The 22,052-nt window shown below is 46.5% G+C and carries 19 protein-coding genes; 3 read left to right on the top strand and 16 right to left on the bottom strand.

Annotated features, from left to right (window positions below; translation table 11 throughout):
• Nucleotides 1–369: 369 nt before the first annotated feature.
• From AC0LWF_RS13880 to AC0LWF_RS13850, 7 genes are all read right to left on the bottom strand, one after another.
• Nucleotides 370–1,302, bottom strand: coding sequence for an acetamidase/formamidase family protein (locus AC0LWF_RS13880; protein WP_474652117.1), 933 nt, complete (start codon nucleotides 1,300–1,302; stop codon nucleotides 370–372).
• Between the two features lie 145 nt (nucleotides 1,303–1,447).
• Entirely contained in the window at nucleotides 1,448–3,694 is a 2,247-nt protein-coding gene (locus tag AC0LWF_RS13875) for an ABC transporter ATP-binding protein (RefSeq protein ID WP_474652116.1), read from the bottom strand.
• Nucleotides 3,695–3,731: 37 nt separating this feature from the next.
• Nucleotides 3,732–4,295 carry a DUF1854 domain-containing protein gene (locus tag AC0LWF_RS13870; protein ID WP_474652115.1) on the bottom strand — a complete coding sequence of 188 codons (564 nt, stop codon included), beginning with the start codon at nucleotides 4,293–4,295 and terminating at the stop codon, nucleotides 3,732–3,734.
• Nucleotides 4,292–6,517, bottom strand: coding sequence for an ABC transporter ATP-binding protein (locus AC0LWF_RS13865; protein ID WP_474652114.1), 2,226 nt, complete (start codon nucleotides 6,515–6,517; stop codon nucleotides 4,292–4,294). The genes AC0LWF_RS13870 and AC0LWF_RS13865 overlap by 4 nt, the downstream gene beginning before the upstream one ends.
• Nucleotides 6,518–6,745: 228 nt before the next feature.
• On the bottom strand, nucleotides 6,746–7,807 hold the full coding sequence (locus AC0LWF_RS13860; RefSeq protein WP_474652113.1) for a DUF4184 family protein: 1,062 nt from the start codon (nucleotides 7,805–7,807) through the stop codon (nucleotides 6,746–6,748).
• 202 nt (nucleotides 7,808–8,009) lie between these two features.
• A complete protein-coding gene (locus tag AC0LWF_RS13855; RefSeq protein WP_474652112.1) occupies nucleotides 8,010–8,825 on the bottom strand; it encodes a CPBP family glutamic-type intramembrane protease in 816 nt (271 codons plus the stop codon).
• Nucleotides 8,826–8,929: 104 nt separating this feature from the next.
• A complete protein-coding gene (locus tag AC0LWF_RS13850; protein WP_474652111.1) occupies nucleotides 8,930–9,433 on the bottom strand; it encodes a HEAT repeat domain-containing protein in 504 nt (167 codons plus the stop codon).
• 714 nt (nucleotides 9,434–10,147) lie between these two features.
• Here AC0LWF_RS13850 and AC0LWF_RS13845 point away from each other — a divergent pair.
• Both AC0LWF_RS13845 and AC0LWF_RS13840 read left to right on the top strand, forming a co-directional pair.
• Complete coding sequence (locus AC0LWF_RS13845) at nucleotides 10,148–10,405, top strand: hypothetical protein (protein ID WP_474652110.1); 258 nt, start codon at nucleotides 10,148–10,150, stop codon at nucleotides 10,403–10,405.
• 48 nt (nucleotides 10,406–10,453) lie between these two features.
• Nucleotides 10,454–10,831, top strand: coding sequence for a hypothetical protein (locus AC0LWF_RS13840; RefSeq protein ID WP_474652109.1), 378 nt, complete (start codon nucleotides 10,454–10,456; stop codon nucleotides 10,829–10,831).
• Between the two features lie 332 nt (nucleotides 10,832–11,163).
• On the opposite strand, the gene AC0LWF_RS13835 is transcribed toward AC0LWF_RS13840, so the two are convergent.
• The 9 genes from AC0LWF_RS13835 to AC0LWF_RS13795 all read right to left on the bottom strand — a co-directional run bounded on the left by AC0LWF_RS13835 (nucleotide 11,164) and on the right by AC0LWF_RS13795 (nucleotide 20,441).
• Nucleotides 11,164–12,747: an FAD-dependent oxidoreductase gene (locus tag AC0LWF_RS13835; RefSeq protein ID WP_474652108.1), complete on the bottom strand. Its 1,584-nt coding sequence runs from the start codon at nucleotides 12,745–12,747 to the stop codon at nucleotides 11,164–11,166.
• Between the two features lie 37 nt (nucleotides 12,748–12,784).
• Nucleotides 12,785–13,639, bottom strand: a complete 855-nt coding sequence (locus AC0LWF_RS13830; RefSeq protein WP_474652107.1) for a phytanoyl-CoA dioxygenase family protein — start codon at nucleotides 13,637–13,639, stop codon at nucleotides 12,785–12,787.
• Nucleotides 13,640–13,731: 92 nt separating this feature from the next.
• Nucleotides 13,732–14,748, bottom strand: a complete 1,017-nt coding sequence (locus AC0LWF_RS13825) for a Gfo/Idh/MocA family protein (protein WP_474652106.1) — start codon at nucleotides 14,746–14,748, stop codon at nucleotides 13,732–13,734.
• 411 nt (nucleotides 14,749–15,159) lie between these two features.
• The gene (locus AC0LWF_RS13820; protein WP_474652105.1) at nucleotides 15,160–16,026 is read right to left on the bottom strand and encodes an FAD binding domain-containing protein; all 867 of its coding nucleotides are present in this window, start codon (nucleotides 16,024–16,026) and stop codon (nucleotides 15,160–15,162) included.
• Nucleotides 16,020–16,484, bottom strand: coding sequence for a (2Fe-2S)-binding protein (locus AC0LWF_RS13815; protein ID WP_474652104.1), 465 nt, complete (start codon nucleotides 16,482–16,484; stop codon nucleotides 16,020–16,022). The genes AC0LWF_RS13820 and AC0LWF_RS13815 overlap by 7 nt, the downstream gene beginning before the upstream one ends.
• A 6-nt stretch (nucleotides 16,485–16,490) precedes the next feature.
• A complete protein-coding gene (locus AC0LWF_RS13810; protein WP_474652103.1) occupies nucleotides 16,491–18,641 on the bottom strand; it encodes a xanthine dehydrogenase family protein molybdopterin-binding subunit in 2,151 nt (716 codons plus the stop codon).
• Nucleotides 18,642–18,664: 23 nt separating this feature from the next.
• Complete coding sequence (locus tag AC0LWF_RS13805) at nucleotides 18,665–19,276, bottom strand: nucleotidyltransferase family protein (protein ID WP_474652102.1); 612 nt, start codon at nucleotides 19,274–19,276, stop codon at nucleotides 18,665–18,667.
• Nucleotides 19,277–19,296: 20 nt separating this feature from the next.
• On the bottom strand, nucleotides 19,297–19,614 hold the full coding sequence (locus tag AC0LWF_RS13800) for an XdhC family protein (protein WP_474652101.1): 318 nt from the start codon (nucleotides 19,612–19,614) through the stop codon (nucleotides 19,297–19,299).
• Nucleotides 19,615–19,625: 11 nt separating this feature from the next.
• Entirely contained in the window at nucleotides 19,626–20,441 is an 816-nt protein-coding gene (locus AC0LWF_RS13795) for an XdhC family protein (protein WP_474652100.1), read from the bottom strand.
• 200 nt (nucleotides 20,442–20,641) lie between these two features.
• Here AC0LWF_RS13795 and AC0LWF_RS13790 point away from each other — a divergent pair, with 200 nt between their 5' ends.
• Nucleotides 20,642–21,988 carry an APC family permease gene (locus AC0LWF_RS13790; RefSeq protein ID WP_474652099.1) on the top strand — a complete coding sequence of 449 codons (1,347 nt, stop codon included), beginning with the start codon at nucleotides 20,642–20,644 and terminating at the stop codon, nucleotides 21,986–21,988.
• The last annotated feature ends 64 nt before the right edge of the window (nucleotides 21,989–22,052 follow it).

Genomic DNA, 22,052 nt, shown 5'->3' with positions numbered 1-22,052 from the left:
TCCAATTTATTCGAATGACTTAGTTTCCTGGAATGACCCGACACAAACACAGGCTACCGAATTATCAATTCGCTAGCCTTTGACTATTAGTTACTTATTCAAACTGGATCGAATCGTGATGTTTTGGAAGTTTACTGTTCCGAATTGAGCAAAGAATCGCAGATAAGCGTGCTCGTAATAGATATGGCTTGCTGCTTGCTACGATTCTTCTTGCGCTTTATATTGTAATTATGGTAGTTTTGTTAGTCATTATAGGACAGTCTGTGTAAACGAGGCTGAAATACAAAGTGGCGGTTCTCTTATGAGAACCGCCTTTTATTATTACGTCTTTATAGTTCCCCGCAGTTGACAGGCAGTCTCATTCTGATGTTATTGAACTCTCGTATCTCGTTTGCTTAATTGCGATAAAACCGATTTCGGCAATTTGCAAACTACGCTGTAAGCGGGGTTAAACATGTTGGCAATTTCATATTCCACAGCTTGTCCCAGCAACAAGCTGGCTTCCGAAGACGTTAAACCGAAATCTTCCTGCAGCAGCCGATACATTTCGGTCGTTGCATGTTGAAGCGCCTGGTCAAGCGGCCGAGCATTGCCGATACAAAACCAATGCGTATCCGTTTCACCTCGCGGCCAGCCTATCCTTTTGCCTTTTTGAACGTTAACTTTGAACCGAACTTCCATAGCTATTTCGAGCCCTGTTCCGATGATTTCACCATCGCCTTGCAAGGCGTGACCATCACCTAAATAAAACAATGCACCTTTGGACGACACTGGAAAATACAATATAGTACCTGCGACCAGTCCTTTATAGTCCATGTTACCGCCATACTCGCCGCTCGTTGCAGTTGAGATGAACTGGCCATTGGATGGCGCAACTCCAAAACAACCTAGAAAAGGTCGCAAAGGCAGCTTCAATTCAGCCAACCCCGGCGATGGCTCCTTAAGATAAGCAACCCCCTGTGATACATCCACCGTCCAGCGTACGATGTCCGATGCCTGCAAGGAAGCAGCAACTTCTGGTTCGATAACTGCTGGGGCAAGCATATTGGTTGTCCAAGCCCAATCGCGGTTCGGAGTGATGGATTCGAATTGAACCGCTAGCGTATCGCCGGGCATTGCGTCTTCTACATAGAAAGGTCCTGTCATTGGATTCCCGCGAGCAGCTGCGCTTTTGCCGTTATTGTCCCAGCCTCTCGCATCGACCGTCGTCGTAATGACCGTATCCCCATTCCGAATCGTCAATACAGGTGGATGCTGGCCTATCGTATTATAATAAAGCTGCGGTACGAACTGATAAATCATGGCTACTCCTCCTTGGCAGTTGGATAGTCTATTGTTTCGACAACGGTTATTAATTTCCTACCCAGTCATTTGGTTTTGATAAGAACTTGATTCCATAATAAAAACGAAGCGGCCCACAATTCCATCATGGATTGTGGGCTAGACTTTAAGCTGTGATTTCCACCGATACAGACTCAATCTTCCCAGATTCTTGTTGATCCTGCTTCTTTGTCATATTGCGCTGCGCGTTTATCAGGTTATAATAAATGCCTTTCTTCTCGAGCAGCTCCGTATGACTGCCAACTTCAGCGATTTCACCCTTCTCTAGCACGATCAGGCGGTCGGCATGCCGTAGTGTGGACAAGCGATGCGCGATTGCAATGGTGGTCCGGTTCTTCGTCACCCGCTGCAGCGCTTCTTGAATCGCTGTTTCCGTATCGATATCGAGCGAAGCGGTCGCTTCATCCAGAATTAGAATACGCGGATTATTCAGAACCGCCCTTGCGATCGCCAGTCGCTGCCGTTCGCCACCGGATAAGTTATTGCCGTTCTCATCGAGCATGGTGTCATACCCGTCCGGAAAATTCACGATAAATGGATGTGCATTCGCGACCCGCGCTGCCTGGATGATCTCCTCATAGGTCGCGCCCGGTTTCGCGTAGCGGATATTCTCCATGATGGTACCCGTGAATAGGAACGTCTCCTGCAGCACGACGCCGATTTGGGATCGGAGTTCTTCCTGCTTGATCGTCCGAATATCTACGCCATCAATGAGAACCTCTCCATCCGTTACATCATAGAATCGAGAAATGAGATTAATGAGTGTCGATTTGCCGGAGCCCGAATGTCCGACTAGCCCGATCATCTCCCCTTGCTTAACCTCGAAGCTCACTTCCTTAAGTACGGGTTCGTAGGTTTTATATCCGAAGATGACATTGCGGAACGATAGATGCCCCTGAATTTCGTGCTTTCCGCTGCTTTCCGAATCCATGACCTCCGGCTGCTCGTCGATCACCGAGAATACGCGATCAATGGAAATTACGGCATTGGCAACCCACCGTGGGAGGAACATCAGCCAAGCGATCGGTCCGAAAATCATAGCTGCATACGAGCTGAATTGAATGAGTTCGCCGATATTCATCTGCTTGTTGAGAATCATGCTGCATCCGATCAACAATACAAAATATTGTCCAAGCTCAATGAGATAATTCGTAATTGGCGAGAGGATACTGAACAGCTTCTCGCTGTTCACTGTTGCAGCTGCAAACTCGCTATTGTAGGCGCGGAACTTCTTGATTTCCCGTTCTTCTTTGCCAAACGCCTTCACGACTCTAATGCCGCTGAGCACATCATGCAAGAACGAATTCGCTTTATCATATACGCGCCACTGCTTGTGGAAGAGCTTCCACAGCACCGATTTCCAAATATAGCGATGGAGGTAGGCCACGATAGGAGCCGGAATAAGAACAACGATGGCGAGACGCCAATCCGCATGAAAAAGCAGATAGCTGGCGCAAACGAGCATAATGAGCTGGAAAATGGCTGTCGTACATAATTCTTGGATCAGCTGCCGGATTCGGTCGGTATCGGAGGTGACTCGGTTCATAATATCCCCGGCTCGCTGCGATGTCAGAAATCCGAGCGACAGCTGCTGCGTTTTGTCGAACACCATCTTCCGTAAATCCGCCGCGATCCCTGAGCTCACGCCGGCCATAATGCGATTCTTCGAAATGTTGAGCAGCTCTCCGAAGACGAGCACAGCCAGCATCCCCGCAATACCCAGGTAGAACATCGTTTTATCAGCGGCCGCACCATCCGTGGGCTGCAGGGCGGAGTTCACCAGCAGCTTCTGAAAATACGGACCTGCGAGCGTAATCCCCGAGGTAACAAATAATACGACTAGACCTAGCGCAAGCTTCTTCCAATGTGAGCGAGAAACGGCGAACAGCCGTTTGAGCGCTGCTGATTTATTCATGCATCTCGGGCATACGCGCGTGCCTCTAATTAGTGGGCCTCCGCATGTAGCGCAGACCGGTTCATCTTCGTTGTTGAAGATTCGAATCTGCTTCTTCGCCGACATGTCGTTCAAGATTTGAGCGATGAAGCCGTACCGGGCTGCATGCTGCATCGTGACGCGGACAATAATTCGTTTGGTTCCGCCAACCTCGGCTTCTAGCACCGCATTGCCGATGAGCGGAAGGATTTTATATTTGGTCGCATCTGCTATATCTTGCTGTTCGAGGACGCGTCCATGCTCGATATACGCCCATTTCTCTTCCCCGATGACTAGAAAGCCGGACATCCTGCGTCCAGTCAGCGATAAGTCGGCAGGCACGCAATAAAGAATGGTCTGCCCGACTGCTTGCCTTGCAGCGACAAGATCCTGCTCGGCAAGCTCGAAATTGAGATTCATTTCAGCCTTCTCCCCTTTTAGCAAGCGCTAACCTGGCTTACATGCACATTTCAACCATTCGGTATTCTTTGTCGCTTAAGCTGCTGAGGTCCGGGATGACGAACCGATTGCCGTCGACATCCGTGATCAGCAATCGGGTCGCGGTGATCAGCTTCGTGTTGCCTCCCCCGCCGCGCACCGTGAACCGGCACATGCCTGCCGTCGTCTCCGCCTCCCAGTACGCATAGCCGAATTCTTCTTTAACTCGGACCACCTTCGTAATCTCAGGGGCAAAATAACGGATACGCACTTGCTCTTCCAGAAGCTTCGCCATCTCCTCCGGAAATTCATCCATCGAGCGAATCATGCCAATCTCCTTATTCTCGATGTTCCGAACCGACAGATAGATGCTTCTGTTCGTGTGCGGGAAGGAGCAATGCACATATACGCCTGCATGCTCCTCGCCATCCACTTTGACGACGAGCATTTGACCTTCGGTTTTCGTAAATACCGCGTTATCACGCGTTAAGTATCTGATATTCGCCGCATCCGACAGATCGGAGTTTGCCTTCACTGCTTCTTTGTCCACTTCATTTGCGGAAACCGCCGTTTGATTCGTCATGCCGAAATCACCTCATTCATTTTGAGCGCCTCGTCATGCTTTTTCACGAGGCTGAAGTATGCACCTTCGCGGTTCATGAGTTCCTCATGCGTCCCGTTCTCCACCACTTTACCGTTATCCATGACGATAAGATAATCCGCATTACGGAGCGTCGATAATCGGTGCGCAATGGCAATCGTCGTTCTGCCTTTGATCAGGGAATCAAGCGCCGCCTGGATCTGCAGCTCCGTCTCGGTATCCAGCGAAGCTGTCGCTTCATCCAAGATGAGGATGCGCGGATTATGTAATACTGCACGCGCGATGGAGAGCCGCTGCTTCTCACCCCCGGACAGATTATGCCCGCCGGTGCCGACAATCGTATCGTAGCCATCTGGAAGCTTCTCGATAAAATCATGCGCATGCGCGATTCGCGCCGCATAGATAATATCTTCTACGCTGCACTCCGGATTCGCATAAGCGATGTTCTCAGCAATGCTGCCCGAGAACACGTAGACATCTTGCGAGACGATCCCAATGTTATTGCGAAGCGATGCAAAGGTTAAATCCTTGATATTGATTCCGTCGATTCGGATTTCTCCTTCGGAAACATCGTACAAGCGCGAAATCAGATTGACCAGCGTCGATTTCCCCGCTCCGGAGTGACCGACAACGCCGATCATTTGCCCGCGCTGCGCACGCATAGACACTTGTTTAAGAATGGCTTTATTCGGCTCGTACCCGAACACGATGTTAGATACTTCAATGTCGCCATTGATGCGATCGAGGTGAACCGCATTCGGCATCTCCGTAACATCCGGCACCGAATCCTGAATTTCGAAGATACGCTGCGCTGCCGCCATACAGTACGACCACCAGCCCACAATATTGTTCATGAACTGAATCGGTCCATAGAGCATATGCATGTAGCTGACGAAGGTCAGCACCTTGCCGAACGAGATGCTCCCGCCCATGACCATCCAGCCGCCGAACGACCAGATCAATATGCCTCCGGTTTGCGTCAAAATATTCAGTACCGGAAACATGGTGCCGCCAAACTTATTGAACGTTTGATCCGCGTTTGAGTAAGCCATATTGGACGTATGGAAACGATCGATTTCCTTCTGTTCTTTCCCGAACGCTTTCACAACCCGCGTGCCTCGGATGGTGTCGCTGATAATGGCATTCATCCGACTGATCGTCCGATGCCTTCTCCAGGACAGCCGCCACAGTCTCGGAAATGATTGTCGTATCAAAACGACTACAATCGGAAGCGGAATAAAGCAGAGCAGCGTCAGCTTCCAGTCGAGCACCAGCAGAATCGCTGTAATTCCAATAATATTCATGGCATTAACAATAAAGTAGGACATCCCGTCGACGAAGAAATATTGCAGCTCTGTCGCGTCGTTGTTTACCCGTGTCATGAGCTGGCCTGTCTGTTTACGCTGGAAGAAACTGAGGGACAGCCGCTGCATGGCGGAGAAGACGCTCGTTTTCAGATCGAATGCAATATTCGCCGACATCTTCGCATTGATGACGCCGTACAGCACGCCGAACAGGAGCGACAAGGTTCGAAATCCGATGATGAGTGTCACGATAAGGCCGATTTGATGAGCGAATGTCCCTTTCCCGCCCAACCCTTGATCAATAAGCACGGAGCCTTGCAGATAAGGAATGACAAGTCCGGTTCCTGAATTCAACAGCATGAAGAGGATGATTAAACTAATCGATTTCTTGTACTGCCCTGCAAAGGAAAGCAGCCGGGTGAAAATCGCATGCTTCTTCATGCATTTCGGACAAATCTGCCTGCCTTCATCCGGGTAAACCATACCGCATTTCGGACAAGTCCCTTGTTCGCGATCCTCATTCAAGCGCAGCTCATCGAGCGATTCATGGTTCTTCAGCTTCGTGAAGGCGGATGCAAACTTCGATGCTCTCCCCATCTCGCCATTCGTGAATGCGGCAATTGTGCGTTGTTCCTCACCTTTAAGAACGACCATTCCGGATGCAACCAAATTTACAATGAAAACGGATTCAATTTTGTCGATGTCAATTGCTTCTATTGACCAGCTACCCGAAGTTCTAGATTTTGAACGAGAGATGTTTGAACCAGCTTGCCCTCCAAATCCTTTGTAATTTTTCTCTTGCGCGGGCTCTTCCAAGCTTGTTGCAATGAAGAGCTGCTTGCCTGTCAAGACGAGATACGTGTCCAGAAACTCACCTTCGGTCGTACGATCGCAAAGCATGCTATATACGACCTCATCTTCTGCTGTGTCGTGCTGCCTCAAAACATGCTTTAAATCCTCTGGTAGCATTGTGATCAGCTCTTTCGAAAATAGAATGGTAACGATCCCATAAAATGGGATACTGAACGGGCATAGATCATCTTAATAGTCTCTGATTGGTTTGTCAATATTTTGTCACAAATTAAAAGCCCTAGATTCCGCTCCAGGGCCTTCCTACTCACGATGCCTTCAATAGAAACTCTTTATCAGTCGGTATACCTCCCCAGCCGACTTCTTTGATAAAGAGTAAGTGGTATTAGTATTATTTATGTTCTCGATAGTTCCGGCATCGTTTCTTATCCATAGAAAATAGGTTTCTTTGCCCAATATAACCTTATACTCTGGGTCTGCCATATCGGCAATACCCGGGTTCTTTTTTGCGTGTTTAAAAGCCGTTTGGAAAATGGAAATATCAGTGGCATCCGTAATGACTTTTAATGAATCCTCCTTCGTCTCTTGAAAACTTTTCATTTGATAAATATGAATTTGTTTGATTTTTTCCTTTGTGCAGCCTAATAGCGATGCGAGTATTAAGATGGCGGCACTGCAATATACAATGTATCTCTTCATAACTTCACCCCACAACGTCATCTGCATCTCAATCATCGCTAGTAGCAGTTTAGCCCCTGTCATAACGATAGAGACCATCGCCGCGATGCCCCAATACAATAGTTTTCGTTCTAGTGTGATAAACGGGATCTCTTTTGAATGGGGATCCGTTTTGTAAAGCGTGACTCCTATTTGCGCGATGATAACCGCCATACCGATCAACGACAAGCTGTGCTGTAATATTTTATAAACGGGAAGATCCAAAATGACGATAGATTGCAGCATTGAGAGCTGCTGAACCATATCCCCTCCCTCATGTGTGAAGGCGTCGACCGCTATATGCGAGAGGAAGCCGGCGGAGACCGACACGATGTAGACAATCCAGTCACGAAGAGACCGTAGACTCCATGTACGTAATAGGTTGTACGCCTTCCGATTCATACCAAAGACGTATGGCAAATGCAGGACGAGTGATTCCTTAACTAATGTATGAAAAAGGTAGGCGAACAGGATACATAGCGGAATCACCTGCGCGAACAAGCCAAAGAACGAATGACCGATCGTTTGATGGGGCTCCAAAGAGAGGAAATATTCAAAATCAGGCGCCATACTCCCCAGCACGAGGCCCGTTACACTAAAACAACGTGGGTTAATTAATTTTAAGGGTAGAGCGTAGGTCGGGTGCGCAAAGGTAAATGGCATCGGTTAATTGTTAACCTCCTGATATTCAATTGGATTGCGGTTCACAGGCGAGAAAAACAATCCTTTTAACCAGACGGACTAATCGTGAATGAAGTTGCGCTATGCTGCTCGGTAGTTTAACGGCTATCCCCGTTGAAAGTTCCATATTGTAAATAAAGAAAGAACCCTTCGCAAGAAGGGCTCTTTCTTTTGGATGATCTCGCTACGTCCTCGAACGGCGAGGTAAGCTTTTGGTAGTAGCGTACCTCATCGCGCTCGCCGCCATGTACGCTGCTGCAACAGCAATGATGACGATAAGCCAGCCATCATGAAGCCTATCGAACCAGTCGAAAGCAGTCGTTTTGACAAATGAGAAGAACACCACGTTAAAGGAGCATCCCATGAGGATGACCGACCAAATCGATCGTAGGCGGATATACAAATAGCCATACAGGACACCCAGTGGTATACCAAGCAGCTGCATGGCGAGTCCGCCCGGCTGGAGGGCTGCGATAATAATTGAAACGAGAATCACAACCCAGATGACGGCCACATTTCGACGCGCTTCATTTAAGAGAATACCCATGAACAAGATTATCTCCAAAGAGGTGTTGATGACGGCTGAGGCTATAAGATAACCAGCTGGAACGTCAGCATATTGATCAGTGAAGCTTGCCAGCTCATTAACCCCTTGATGGAGAAGGAGTTTGAGGGCAGCGGTGAAGAAGAATGCAAACCCGATGCCGACAGTGACCATATGTACAGTTTGTAGCGTTGAGATAGGATGGTACTGCTGCATCCGTATGAAGCCAGGCGCTGTCTGCGAAACCATCAATTTGTATTTCATCTTATAAGCTAGATAGCACAACACGATGGACAGAGCCAGAACGATAAAAGCTTGCGCGGGCAATTGTTCGCCTTCCCCAAATGTTCCCCAGCCGACCAGCGGGTTAACTGCCACATTGTAGATCACAATCGCGGCTAGAATCATAGCCACATACAGCACTACATTTGCAAGCATTCCAAGGTATCGTCTCATTATTCTTTGTTCGCCCCCTTAACTGGGTTCCCACACTTCGGAAGATCAAGACAACATATTCGAGGATTGGAGTATCTATGCCATGTATGGGATTAGGGAGGCTTTTAACGAAACTGATATTTTCGCTCATTTTGCTGTTTTAACGACCATGCTGCATTGGATAATATTTTTTTGTCTTTCTGCTTTTCCAATATTTCTAATAACGCGTTCACAGCTCTCTGATCAAACTTCTGATTGCCTAACATATGAACCGCGGAGCGTCTCACACGAATATTCTGATCGAGTAATGCCCGTTCTACCAAGAGAAGCACGATATCAATACATAATGGGTTGTCCTTGCACGTTTGGCAACCAATGCTATGAACGGCGTGTCTTCGTACATCAGGATGAGTATCATTTATTCTACGAACTAAGGGTTCAATACATGTTTCATCTGCATAGTGATCCATAAGAGCGACGCACCATCTTCTTATTTTCCAATTTGGATGCTCCATTCCCAGTAATACATCTTGTAAGGCTGCCTTTCCAGCTTGTTCAAGTACAGGAAATGAACTTCTCCATCCTTCTGTCGTTGATAAGAGTTCAATATGATGACTGAATTCGCCCATTGCATCATCAATCCCCTCAATCAAGTATTACCTATAATTGTAATAGATGCGGCGAATACCACAAGGTGAGGGGGCCGGCTTTTTAATGAAATAAAAGACCCAACGAACACGAGCAGTTCTCTATGCTGCCCCTAAGTTGAATGAAGTCAGCGGATCATCGTTTTCTCTGACCAGCTGCCTTACCAAAAATATTTGCGGTTCAGATTTTTCACTATCTTTTTTCTTTAGCGGTATCCATTATGTCGGTGAATTCTTGGATTAATCCTGTCGCATTACCTATATTCTCAAGTCCCCAACTTTCTTGTTTTCATTGGTGAGTTCCCTCTTATTCTTAAGTCAAACTTCCATTTAATAAATCAGCGGCTACCTATTTAGTGATTTCTGGAATTCATAGCATTCGTGGAACTACGCATTCTCGTGGTAAACCGAAAGACGGTTTACAAACGGCTTAACTCTACTAACTGGTCTGTTTTAAGAGTATTATTAAATTGCTATTAATTTCTATTTTGAAGGTGAAGATAATGGACCATGATCAGAATTGTGAAGAAGCGGGAACCATTGAACAAGTTGAATTCCCTGTAACTAAGCAAAAAAAGCGTTTTACAATAAAGAAAGTAATCCTCGTATGTAGCAGCGTTCTATGCTTGATATATAGTACTGTGTGCGGTATGGTTTATTAGTCTGCGAAATGATTATACTGCGGGAACTATATATATGCCCGTAATTGAGACTCCTGAATCATACGACATTAACGTGACAGGTGATGGGTTAGGAATCATTGTGTATAAAGGAAAAGTATATACGAAAAGCGATGCTGAAATATCCCCAAGCGACGCAAAGAAAATACGTGGAACCAAAATTGGCAGAACAATTACCAAATGGAACAGCCACGATTCGAAGGAACTTACTTCAACGGCAGGAGAGTTCGATTTGTATACCGTTCGCGGTTACGACAGCGACTTCAGAATTTAGGCGTACGCTCAGTTTGACGGGGAATTTTGGCCAGCATTTTATGAATGCTTGAATGGGATTGAAGTTAGTGACGGAAGCGATGTATATAAACAAATGAAAATCATCGGTCATGTCCAATCTACAATGTGGCAAACATATGAGAGTTGGGAAAACTCTAAAAAAGAATACAGGGAGGTTAAATTGGACAGCAGTATAGTAAACCACTTTTTGAAAAGTCTTCTTGATGCAAAGCCCATAGAGATGAAAATTGCAGAAGCTGAAGGCGTTTACGAAAATGGACAGAAATTCTTTTACGTCAAACTAAAAGATGGCAGTGTAGTTACTTTACATCTTTTTAAAGATGGTTATGTAAGTAATAGAACTTCGTTTTTATTGTTCAAATTAGTTAAAACAGCATTTGATGAACTTTGGAATCGTTTGAATTAATAGTGTGAAACTGTAAATTCTCTCTCATTCTGAATGACAAGCGTCACTTCCTCGTTACAAGTCGCGATTCGAGAAATACGGTCTCCAACTGCCGGTTAGCGCAATGAAAATAGAGCAGCTGCGGATCGCAAACTGCCCCATGATTCTTAAGTTGTTTTTCATCTTAGATCAAGCCTCTTCTAAACTCAGCTCGCACGCCATGGAAAATCTTTAGTATAAATTCGCGTTCGGACACCTGTATACCCGTTCTCCAGAATCATAGTGATGGACGATATGATGATGGCCAAAACATACTTTGTGCCTCCAGTACATCGCAATCTCATACTTCCATATTAGTTCCAGAAATTTTGATTTGGCCAATGTCGCTCGACACCCAAATCATCAAGTTGCTTTAAATATGCTTGGAGCAAGTGTGCTTGATCCTGCACGTCATGAGTCGAACAACCCCGCTGGACAGCGAAAGCTGCCAATGCGCCGGCTGCTTCACCAATATTCCATTCCGTTGGATGAAGCCGGTAGCAGCCATTTGACACTTGCGTGGTCCCGATATTTTTACATGCCGGGAGCAGGTTACGGACACGAGTCGGCAACAGTGCTCCCAATGGGATTTCATAAGGAACGCTCGGGATATAAAAGCCGCGCTGCGAATTAGTCGTCGGATGCAAATCGAGATGGTAACTGCCGACGCCAACACTATCTTCGTAGGTACGAATTCCGTCAGCCCCACGAGCTCTTCGGCTGACATCGTTTTCCGTAATGGTGTAACGCGCACGAATTCTTCTTGATTCGCGTATGTATGCCGTTTTCGCAAGCCCATCTGCCGTCCCTAGTACATCGCCACGCGGTCGAACGCCAGGATAGCCCCGTCCTCCGTCTAGTCTAGGTGCTTCGGTCTGCAGCCAGTACAATAACGACAGACTGAGTTGCTTAGCCTGATGCAAATGCCGCTCCTTTTCCTCTGCCGAAACGCCAATGATAGAACCAACATAATAATCGTTTTGAGGCCAGTTTATAAGTGTCACTTCACCGTCATACAAATGCGGATCTTCCAGCTGTGAGGGATCAAAGATGCGGCGGTAGTCCCATAATGATACGAGCCCTTGCTCGTTTGGAAACATCGTATATTCCTTGATTTTATCTGGATTGTGAGGGTCCATCGTTTTCCAATTGAGGATCGAATATTGTGAGAATGAAGGAATGAAGCTGCGCCAGTAATCGTACATCTCCGGCTTATTTATTGTAAAATCGCCGCACTCCACATAGTCGACGGCGAAAACATAAGTAATTGACTGCATGTCGAGCGGATCAGCCTGCTCCATCGCATGAGGCTCCCCCGTATCCGAACGAGATTCTGCACCAGTCACATGCTCGATACCGCCAAGTGGCAGTAACTCGCCAAGTTCTGTTGCATCCAGATACATCGGAGCAATGAGCTCAAACTGACCGCTAGTACCATTTTGCTCGACGATAAGGGAACGACATTCGTCTCCTTCTATAACTACCTCGGTCGGGCGAGTATGGAGCAGAATTCTGACTCTCCCTCCATTCACGTATGGTGCAAGCATATCTTCCAGCACTCTGAGCGCCACTTTAGGTTCATGCGCAAGTCGGCTCACCCAGCCGTTTCCTGGATTCAGAGTTGCATTGCCTGCCGCTTGAGCATTTAACGGGTAATGATTGCGGTAATATTCTCGAACTCGATTACGAAATTCTCGATATGATGCTGTGCACCCGAAATGTTCAATCCATGGGTGTTCATCCGGAGGTACAGCTTGGCTAGTGAGTTGGCCGCCTATCCAGTCCGTCTCCTCGGTCAGGATGACACGAGCGCCTAAACGGGCAGCAGTCAATGCTGCGGCGACTCCACCAAGCCCGCCTCCAGCGATGACAATGTCGGCTTTCATCTTGATTGTCATTAGTTCCTCCTCTTGCTACCGAATAATTCTATTGTAGCTAGTTCGTACTAGAAGATTCCCAGAATCCACGATAGGCCTCAATAAATTGTTGAAAATATACGGTTGCCCGTGGTGACAATCCATTCAGATAATCCGATTCGGCGCACCAAGGCTGATTGGAGAAATAGTCGCATTGAATACTTGTATTTCTCGTATACGTCAGCATTAACGTACGTCTCGGGATATCCTTATAATAACGTCCGCGGTGCAAACCATATGGGTTGAAAATGACGGCATCCCCGGCTTTGAGCGGTATGCGCAGTGCATTCGGCATTCCATCTTCCTGGTTATGGCTCTTATTGTCGGATAATCGAATATATGCTTCCTCCGGCGAGTCATTTCGATTGGCGGAATAGGGAACATATTCAATATCATCGTTATCAATCAACGCAATCTGGAATTGGATTCCGGAATGATCGTTAAAATCCGCTTTTCGGATTTGATCCAGCATGTTCCTTTCTTCCTCGTCCGAGCTGCATGAAAATTGCGAGTCCCGATGCCAGCCTCCATTATGGCTCGCATACCTGTGATTGACGAAGTAGCTGGTACAGCGAAACAAAGACGGACCGGAAAAGATTTGCTCTACTGGCCCCAAGCACCGCGGATCGGCTATTGTTTCCATGATCGTCTGTAAATGTTCTGGATTGTCGCGGTGCCAGCGAGGATTATTCAAATGCCGCATCACTTCGAAGTCCTTATTCGGATTCTCCAAATCCCATGCCTCGGTATACTGCTGAAGCGAGCCGTTGCAGGCAGCCAGCAGCTTCTCCAGCTCTTGCCCTTTAAAAACTTCCGGATAAATAATATAGCCCTCTTCCCTGAACTGTCGATAGGCAGATTTTAATTGAAACATGGAATTCACTCCTCTTTATTTAAGCTTTTATCACTCTACCAGAAACCCTCTTGCATCATATTTCGCATATAGCTTTATGGCGCCTTCGTGATTCAGGAGCCTGCTACAAGAGGTTCAATAGATACCCTTCTCTTTTCACTCGCGGAAGCAAGGCATGCCTCAATGACTTGAATCGTTCGCACGCCGTCCCAAGGGCTGACTGCCTCCGGTTCACCATGAAGCGCCGCCCGAGCGAAACTGTTAAGAAGCAATAGCTGCTGATTGCCACGCTCGAACGGCTCTATCCGCGTCTCGCCAAGCACAGTAACCTGTATGTCAGGGCTCAGATCTCCGCGAAGCGTGAATGCGGACGGCAGTCGGATCGTTCCGCGGGTGCCCCGGATTTCTAATGTATTTGAGAAGTCAGCCCACAATCCGCACTGAAACGTAAATGCTACGTCACCCGGAAATTCGACGAGACCGGAGGCCATCATATCAACGCCATCATGCTCCAGCGAGAAAAAAGCCTGCATCGTTGTGGCCACGGGTTCCATTTCCAGCACATAACGAGCCGCGCTAAGCAAATAGCAGCCGATGTCATACATACTGCCGCCACCCATTTCCTGATGGAATCGGATATCGCGCTCCATATTGGAGCGGTCCGACGTAAAGACACCGTGAATTGCTCTCACGGTACCAATCTCGCCAGAACGGATAATTTCCCTAATACGGTCATAGCGCGGATGGAAGCGATACATAATGTTTTCTTGAAAATGTACGCCGTACTGCTCGCAAGCCTCAACCATTTGTACCGCATAGCGCTTGGTCACCGACATCGGCTTCTCGACTAGCACGTGTTTGCCTGCTCGAGCAGCATGAATCGTCCATTCCCGGTGCATATGATTAGGCAGCGGGATGTAGACTGCATCGATATTTGGATTGGCAAGCAACTCAATGTAACTGCCATAGGCGTCTTGTATGCCGTATGCGTCTGCAAACACTCGGGCTCTTGCTTCCTCACGGCTTGCAACGGCGACTATCTCATGGATGTTCGAAGCTTGGACAGATGGAATAAACGCCTTTGTTGCAATTTGGGCACATCCTATAATCCCCCAGCGCAGCTTCCTCATCAGTTCTCCTCCTTCAGGCTCAACTTAGCTGCCAATAGACATGTTCGATCCTATTAATCCCTTGAGATGTTCTCCATGGCCATGCCGAATAAATATGAATTCCATTTTCAGCGACCTCCTAACATCAAGTTCGATATTAGGTATTCTATGAATGAATTGAGCAATCCTGCCAGTTAGTTGAACATAGTTAGCCGATTAGCTTTGGCTAGGAACTACACCTGCCATTAGCTGAAGAAGGCAACCGGTCATAACCGGTTGCCTTTGTGTTGTTATGATATTATAGTGCACGTTAGCGGTATGAAAAATGGAGCAGCTACCGCCTAGTTGTCTCCTCTTACAATAAAAAAAAGTCTGATTTCTCAAGCTTTCAGCTGTTCGACTAATACCTAATAGGATGTGTTTCGTTATCCTTCAGATCCCCTTTGTATTTTCTAGAAAGTGACGCAATAAATGAAGTGCCACTGTTTTCCGATAAACCGCCGTGGAGCGCTGATCATCGATTGGGTTTAGAATGCTTTCATAATCAGCAACAACCGCATCGATTGCCTTATTCTGGAGCGGAAAGGCTTGCCCCAATAAGGTTTGTTCAATAGCAATTGAGCGAACAACGGTTGGCCCTACAGCCCCGAAGGCAAAACGCACATCACGAACCTTGCCTTCTTCAGAGCGAATAGACGCTGCAAACGATATTTTCGCGATGGCATCTGCTCTTCTGTTCGCCACTTTCTCAAAAACAAAATGAGTGCGATCCTCTAGCAGCTCTGGCAAAATGACTTCTGTCACGATTTCATCTTTATTTCGGGACACTTTTCTTGGACCTTGAATAAAATCTCGAAGCTCGACTACCCGTTCACCATTAGCTGACCTTAGTCGCACTCTCGCGTTACAAATATATAACAATGGCAATGTGTCTCCAGCAGGGGAAGCATTGCATATATTTCCGCCAATCGTTCCTCGATTTCGAATCGCTGGCGCTGCAATTTCTTTGATCGCTTTCTTTACGATCCTCGGTATGAGGAGGTGTTCCATAATTTCGCTAAAGGAACAGCAAGCACCTATATGGAGATCATGATTCCTCTTATAAATCTGTTTTAACTCCTGTAAATGATCGATAAAAACAACCGGTTTATCAAATTTGGCAGGAGCCCCTCGCGGGCTTTTACGCTGTACCATGGCATCCGTGCCGCCTGCAATGATGAGGCAGTCTTCCTTGCCAAGCCTAGAGATGGTTTCATCTAGAGTCATATCTCGGTAGGAGGTTATCGAGTTCATTACCATAAGCCATCCCCCTTCTTCGCTGCTAGGTCAATCGCATCGACAATCATGTTATAGCCGGTACAGCGGCACAAATTACCGGAGATTCCTACACGAATCTCCTCTTCAGTAGGATGAGGATTCTGTATCAATAGGGCTGCGCTTGCCATTACCATTCCTGGTATGCAAAAGCCGCATTGAACAGCACCCGCTTCAGAATAACATTCGCTTAACAATTGGAATTGTTCCGTTTTGCAATACCCATCAATTGTAATGATCTCGGCTCCTTCAATGGCGCCGATGGGAATGAGGCAGCTATTCTGCAAAAGATTATTGACTAGGACACTGCAAGTCCCGCACTCGCCATCGCCGCAGCCTTCCTTAGCCCCGATTAACTGAAGTTCCTCTCTTAACAAGTCTATTAATCTTAGGGTACGAGACGCTGAAGTTTCTACCTCTCTTCCATTCAAGTGAAATTTCATCAATCGCTAACCCCTCTTCTTCGTCAAACTGTCTATAATCAATTCTGGTGTAATGGGAATTTGATAGAAGTTGATTTGCAAAGCATCCTCGATCGCTGCTTGCACCGCAGGAGCCCCTCCCGTCAGCGGCAATTCACCCACGCCTTTCGCGCCGTAAGGTCCCCCGGCAAAAGGATTGTCATAAAGGTGGCTTTCGATAGGGACGACATCCATTGCAGTTGGCGGTCCGTAGTCTGAAATGCTTTTTTGCTCGATCTTGCCTCGTTTGGAAGTCATTCTTTCCATATAACCATAGGCGAGTCCTTGCACCATGCCGCCATCGATCTGGCCTTTAACGATTTGTTCATCGATTGCTTTACCGATATCGTATCCGCCGTATACCTTGTCCACTTTAACCATTCCAGTTAATGTATCCACTTCAAGCTCAACGATATTGACTCCCCACGAATACGCAGGATAAGCATCCCCTGTAAATTTGGCCTCATCCCAAGGGATCATTTCCTCATGAACATAGTGCTCTATTACTTCTTGAGGTACACCTGATTGCCACTGCGCTTTAAGTTTATTAGCAGCTCGTTCCAATAATTTGCCGACAATCATCGTGGTTCTAGAAGCGACAGTTGGACCGGAGTCAGGAACTGATTTCGTATCCGGATATGGAAACGATATGGCATCGTAAGGCAGCCCAAGCCCGCTCGCTACAATTTTGCACATCGTCGTTAACGCGCCTTGCCCCATATCCGAGTTGGATATCTTGATCAACACTTGATCGTTTTCTGTTTTGGCTAACTTTACGGTAGCTTTAATATGGTCTCTTTCTCCGCTTCCGGTGAATCCGCAGCCATGCAGGAAGAGGGATGCACCGATTCCTTTCTTATAGCGTCTATTCAGTCCATTGAAACTATGAAAGTCTTTAATTTTCTTCGAATAGTCCGTAGCTTGCAGCATGTCATTAATCATGTCGTCCATCATTACCGGATCTCTAAATCTGCCGCCCGTAATGGTGGGACCGCCTTGTTTCACCACATAATTCCGTTTATAAGGAATGGGATCGATGTTCAGCTTTCTACTCATGTGCCCCATAACACTTTCAATAGCTGCAAAGCTTTGCGGTGCGCCAAATCCTCTGAAAGCTCCGTTCGGCACTGTATTGGTTTTCAGCGCGAAGCCTCTCGCATGGAAATGCGGGATTTGATATACGCCTGCACTGTTTAATAAACACCGCTGCAGGACGACTGGACTTAAGCCTGCATTTGCCCCGCTGTTAAGAAACAGCTCCACCGTCATGCATTGAATCGTTCCATGTTCATCTAAAGCCGTTCGATATTTGAATTTGGCGGGATGTCTCTTCGTCGTTGCTACAAAGTCTTCAGCTCGGTCAAACAGCAGCATGACCGGTTTTTGAACAACCTTAGCAGCTATGCCGACATGGCAAGCCATCATGGATGGGAAATCTTCTTTCCCGCCAAATCCGCCTCCTGTTGGACTTTGTATGACACGTACCTCATCATCCCCGCATGCCAGGGCGCTGACCAATGCATTCTTCACATAATACAGACATTGCATCGACCCTTGTACAAGGATTTCTTGATCGTTATAGATCCCTAGCATGCCTTGGGGCTCCAAATAGACATGCTCTTGGTAGCCTGTCTCGTATTCTTCTTCTATAATTTGATAAGCACTTGCTTCGATAGCTTGTATCACTTCGAGACTTTCTCCGAATTCGTGACTAGCGAATACGCCTGTTTGATCCTTTTGCTCAATGGCTTCCTCTAAGGTGACGATGGCTTGATGTTCTTCAATATCCACTTGGGCCTCGTCGATTAATTGATGAAGAATATCCAGTTTGGGTCCAACGAGCATGAATAGGGGTTCACCAATGTAATTGACCCATTCATCAGCGAAGATAGGTTGATCATTATGTAACAGCTTCACAAAGTTAGATCCAGAGATGTGTTCTGCCCCTATCTTTACGTAACCTTCAGGCAGCTGCGGCAGCTGAATAGATCGTACTTTCCCGTACGCGACAGGTGAGCGAAACAAGACGCCATAGAGCATGGAATCTGGACTCACGTCGCCGATATAAGCGAGTTGACCTGACACTTTCCCAGCATGATCTTTCTTTTTCACAGAGATACTTATATCCTTCGCCTGCATGTGAACAGCACCCCTTATGATTGTTATCTGTTCTTGCTGCACTCGTTGTAATATTTGGTTGCGTTTATGAAATCTTCTGGTGTATCCAAGTCCATCAGGACACCAGGGTCATCGACATTCATGAAATTCTTGTGATAGCTTTGAAGAATCCTTCGCAGATTATGATCTGCCTTCGCCTCTGTAATACGTGTTTTTATCTCTCCCGATAGTTTAATGGGGTGTCCGGCTCTCATTTGGTAACTCGGAATAACGACTACCCCTTCTTCTATAGCTAGTTTTCGTATCGTATCCTTCCGTGCGAGCGGACAATCTCCTGGCGTAATAAAAAAATGAGAGGCTTCCACTTCCTTGCAGCCGATCTGTACCGAACTAAACATACCTTGGTCAAAGCTCGGGTTATGTACACATACGATCTCCATATCGCAGCTGTTCTTCTTCTTCATCAAGGCGACTGCATCATGGATTCGTTCCCACTGAAACCCGCTTACGATGATAACTCTCTTGCATATTCCATCAAATTTGGAGACTGTATGCTCTAACACGGTCGTTGTCCCTAGTTTTAAAGTCATTTTAAATGCAGATGCTCGACTTGAATATCCGGCTGCAAGAATGATCGCTTCCATTGATTCCGCCATATAGCCTCCTTATTCTGTTCTCAATGAAGGGGTTCAATGAATACATGCTGAATACCGCCGCAGATCCCCCCATCTTCATAAAATAGCCCAGCAGTCAGATCGACCGTGTGCTGGGTGCTCTGCTTTGTAGCGAGAACTTGCATCGCAATCTCGATTACTTCCCCTTCTCCGCAGCCTCCTCCGATTGTTCCGGCGATGGTGCCATCCGCATAAATGATCATTTTAGCGCCAGCCTTTCTGGGGGTAGAACCTTTCGTTCGTATCACGGTAGCGAGAACCGCTTGAGCACCGATCTTTTGTATCGTCACGATCCGGTTCAACAACTCTAGCTCGCTCATTCTTCTCCCCCCTATCTGTTCACGATAAAATGGCCGATTTCTTCCTTCATTGAATTTCCAGATGCAGCATTCTTAACCCGTAAAATTTCGGCTAATACGCTGATTGCAATTTCCTCAGGTGTTTGAGCGCCTATATCCAAACCGATAGGAGCATATATGTTCTGAAACAAGGCGTCCGGAAATTCCTCATGGAGCCTGGAAAACACACCTGAAATGCGTCTGCGGCTCCCAATCATGCCTATATACGGTACAGATAAATGCAATTGCAGAAACTCGCGAAGGATCGCAACATCATATTGATGACCGCGCGTGAGCAGCACAATATATGGCTTGTCCGTTATGTTCAAACTCCTGAAGTACTCCATATATTCCTGACATACAACCTCGTCTGCACAAGGAAAATGTTCCGCATTCGCGAATTGAGGTCTATCGCAAATGACCGTGATATATAGACCAAGTCTTTTCCCCATTTCGACCAATGGCTTTGCCACATGACCGGCTCCCGCAATGACTAAGTGCAATGGAGGCGGATGTACTTCTACAAAATATTCAATTTCGCAGTCCTGTAGTCGTGTGATGTACGTACTTGATTTTCGATGGATGAGCGCCATTGCTGCATGTTCCAATACAGGCTGGCATTCTTCCAGATCTACTAGTTGCTCGGAGAATACTTCTCCATCAGAGAACAACAACAGCTTCGTTCCAACAGATGCTTCTATCGTCCTTCGATTATGGTTAGAAGCATGAAGATTGATCTTCGTGACTGTGATCAATGCAACCCCAATGCGATTTTCAATGGAGGAGATCAGTCTCAGATAAAGTTCCATCTCTCTCACCCTCTCTGGCAACGAATCTTCATATTTATCTATATGATAGGATCGCTATAAATAGCAGAATTATTTTCAGAGAATGAAGCGGAGGTGCGAACTCTTTATGTATCGGAATTCATTATTTTTTATATTTATGCATAAACCAAGTTGTGATATATTAGTTAGATTGCACAGTAAAACATCAGGAGGAATATGAATTGCACGACACTGTAACATTGAAGCGTTCTCTTGGACTTTGGTCTATTGTCATGCTTGGACTAGGCTATATGGCTCCGATGGCTTTGTTTGACACGTTTGGAATTGTATCTGGATCTACCGAAGGACATGTGCCGGTTGCTTACGCGATTGCTCTTGTCGCCATGCTCTTTACAGCATTCAGTTATGGGAAAATGGTGAAGGTTTACCCAAGCGCAGGTTCAGCTTATACCTATACCCAAAAAACAATGAACCCACATCTTGGATTTCTAGTAGGCTGGTCGTCCTTGCTAGATTACCTGCTTCTCCCTATGGTCAATGCGCTGCTATCCCAAATTTATCTTTCAGCTATTTTCCCCGAGGTGCCGAATTGGATTTGGGTTGTAGCCTTCGTGCTTGTCATCACCTGTGCGAATATATGGAGCCTCACTTCTATCGTTAAATTCAATACCTTATTAGTGCTCTATCAAGTGCTTGTTGTTGTATTTTTCATCATTCTCTCCATCAAGGAGCTATTGCACGGTGTTGGGTACGGAAGTATTCTTGCTTCAGGTCCAATATATAATTCGGATATGCACATCTCTACCTTGGTCATCGGCGCAACGGTATTATGCTTCTCGTTTCTAGGTTTTGATGCTGTAACCACGTATTCGGAAGAAACGAAGAATCCGGCTGCTACGATCCCTAAGGCGATTTTCCTAACAGCGCTTATCGGTGGGTTGCTATTCATCATAGGCTCCTATTTTGCACAAGCAGTCTTTCCTGACGTATCCATGTTTAATGATCCTGACGCGGCTTCGCCCGAGATCGCTCTCTTTGTTGGCGGTAAAATCTTTCAGTTGTTCTTTCTTGCTGCTTCATTCGCTTCTACCGTAGCATCGGGACTTTCCTCGCATGCAAGTGTGTCGCGCCTACTGTATGTGATGGGGCGAGATAACGTACTGCCGAACAAATTATTCGGTTACGTTCATCCTCGATTGAGAACGCCCGTACTGAATATAATTATTGTCGGACTGATTTCCATGACCGCTATTTTCTTTAATTTGGAAACCGCCTCTTCATTCATTAGTTTTGGGGCGCTGATTGCGTTTACGTTCGTTAACTTGTCTGTGATTGTACACTACGGATGGAGAAGGAAAATGTATAAATCCGTCACCAGCTTCCTCGCTCATGTGCTTATTCCTACCATTGGTGCGATTTTCGTCTTTATTCTTTGGTTTAATCTGGAGCACAACTCCTTTATGCTTGGCCTCAGCTGGGCGGCAATAGGGATTATCTACCTCCTGTATACGACTAAATTGTTCAAAGTCACCCCCGTCAACATTCAATTTGAAGAGGCTGTGACCTAAAAGTTGCTAAGCTTGGTGTAATGCAAAAACTCCTGCTGGACTCGTCAGCAGGAGTTTTTGCATT

The sequence above is a fragment of the Paenibacillus sp. sgz302114 genome, from assembly GCF_056120345.1.
The sequence above is the reverse complement of the archived record's forward strand: the minus strand, read 5'-3'. Positions and strand labels throughout refer to the sequence as shown.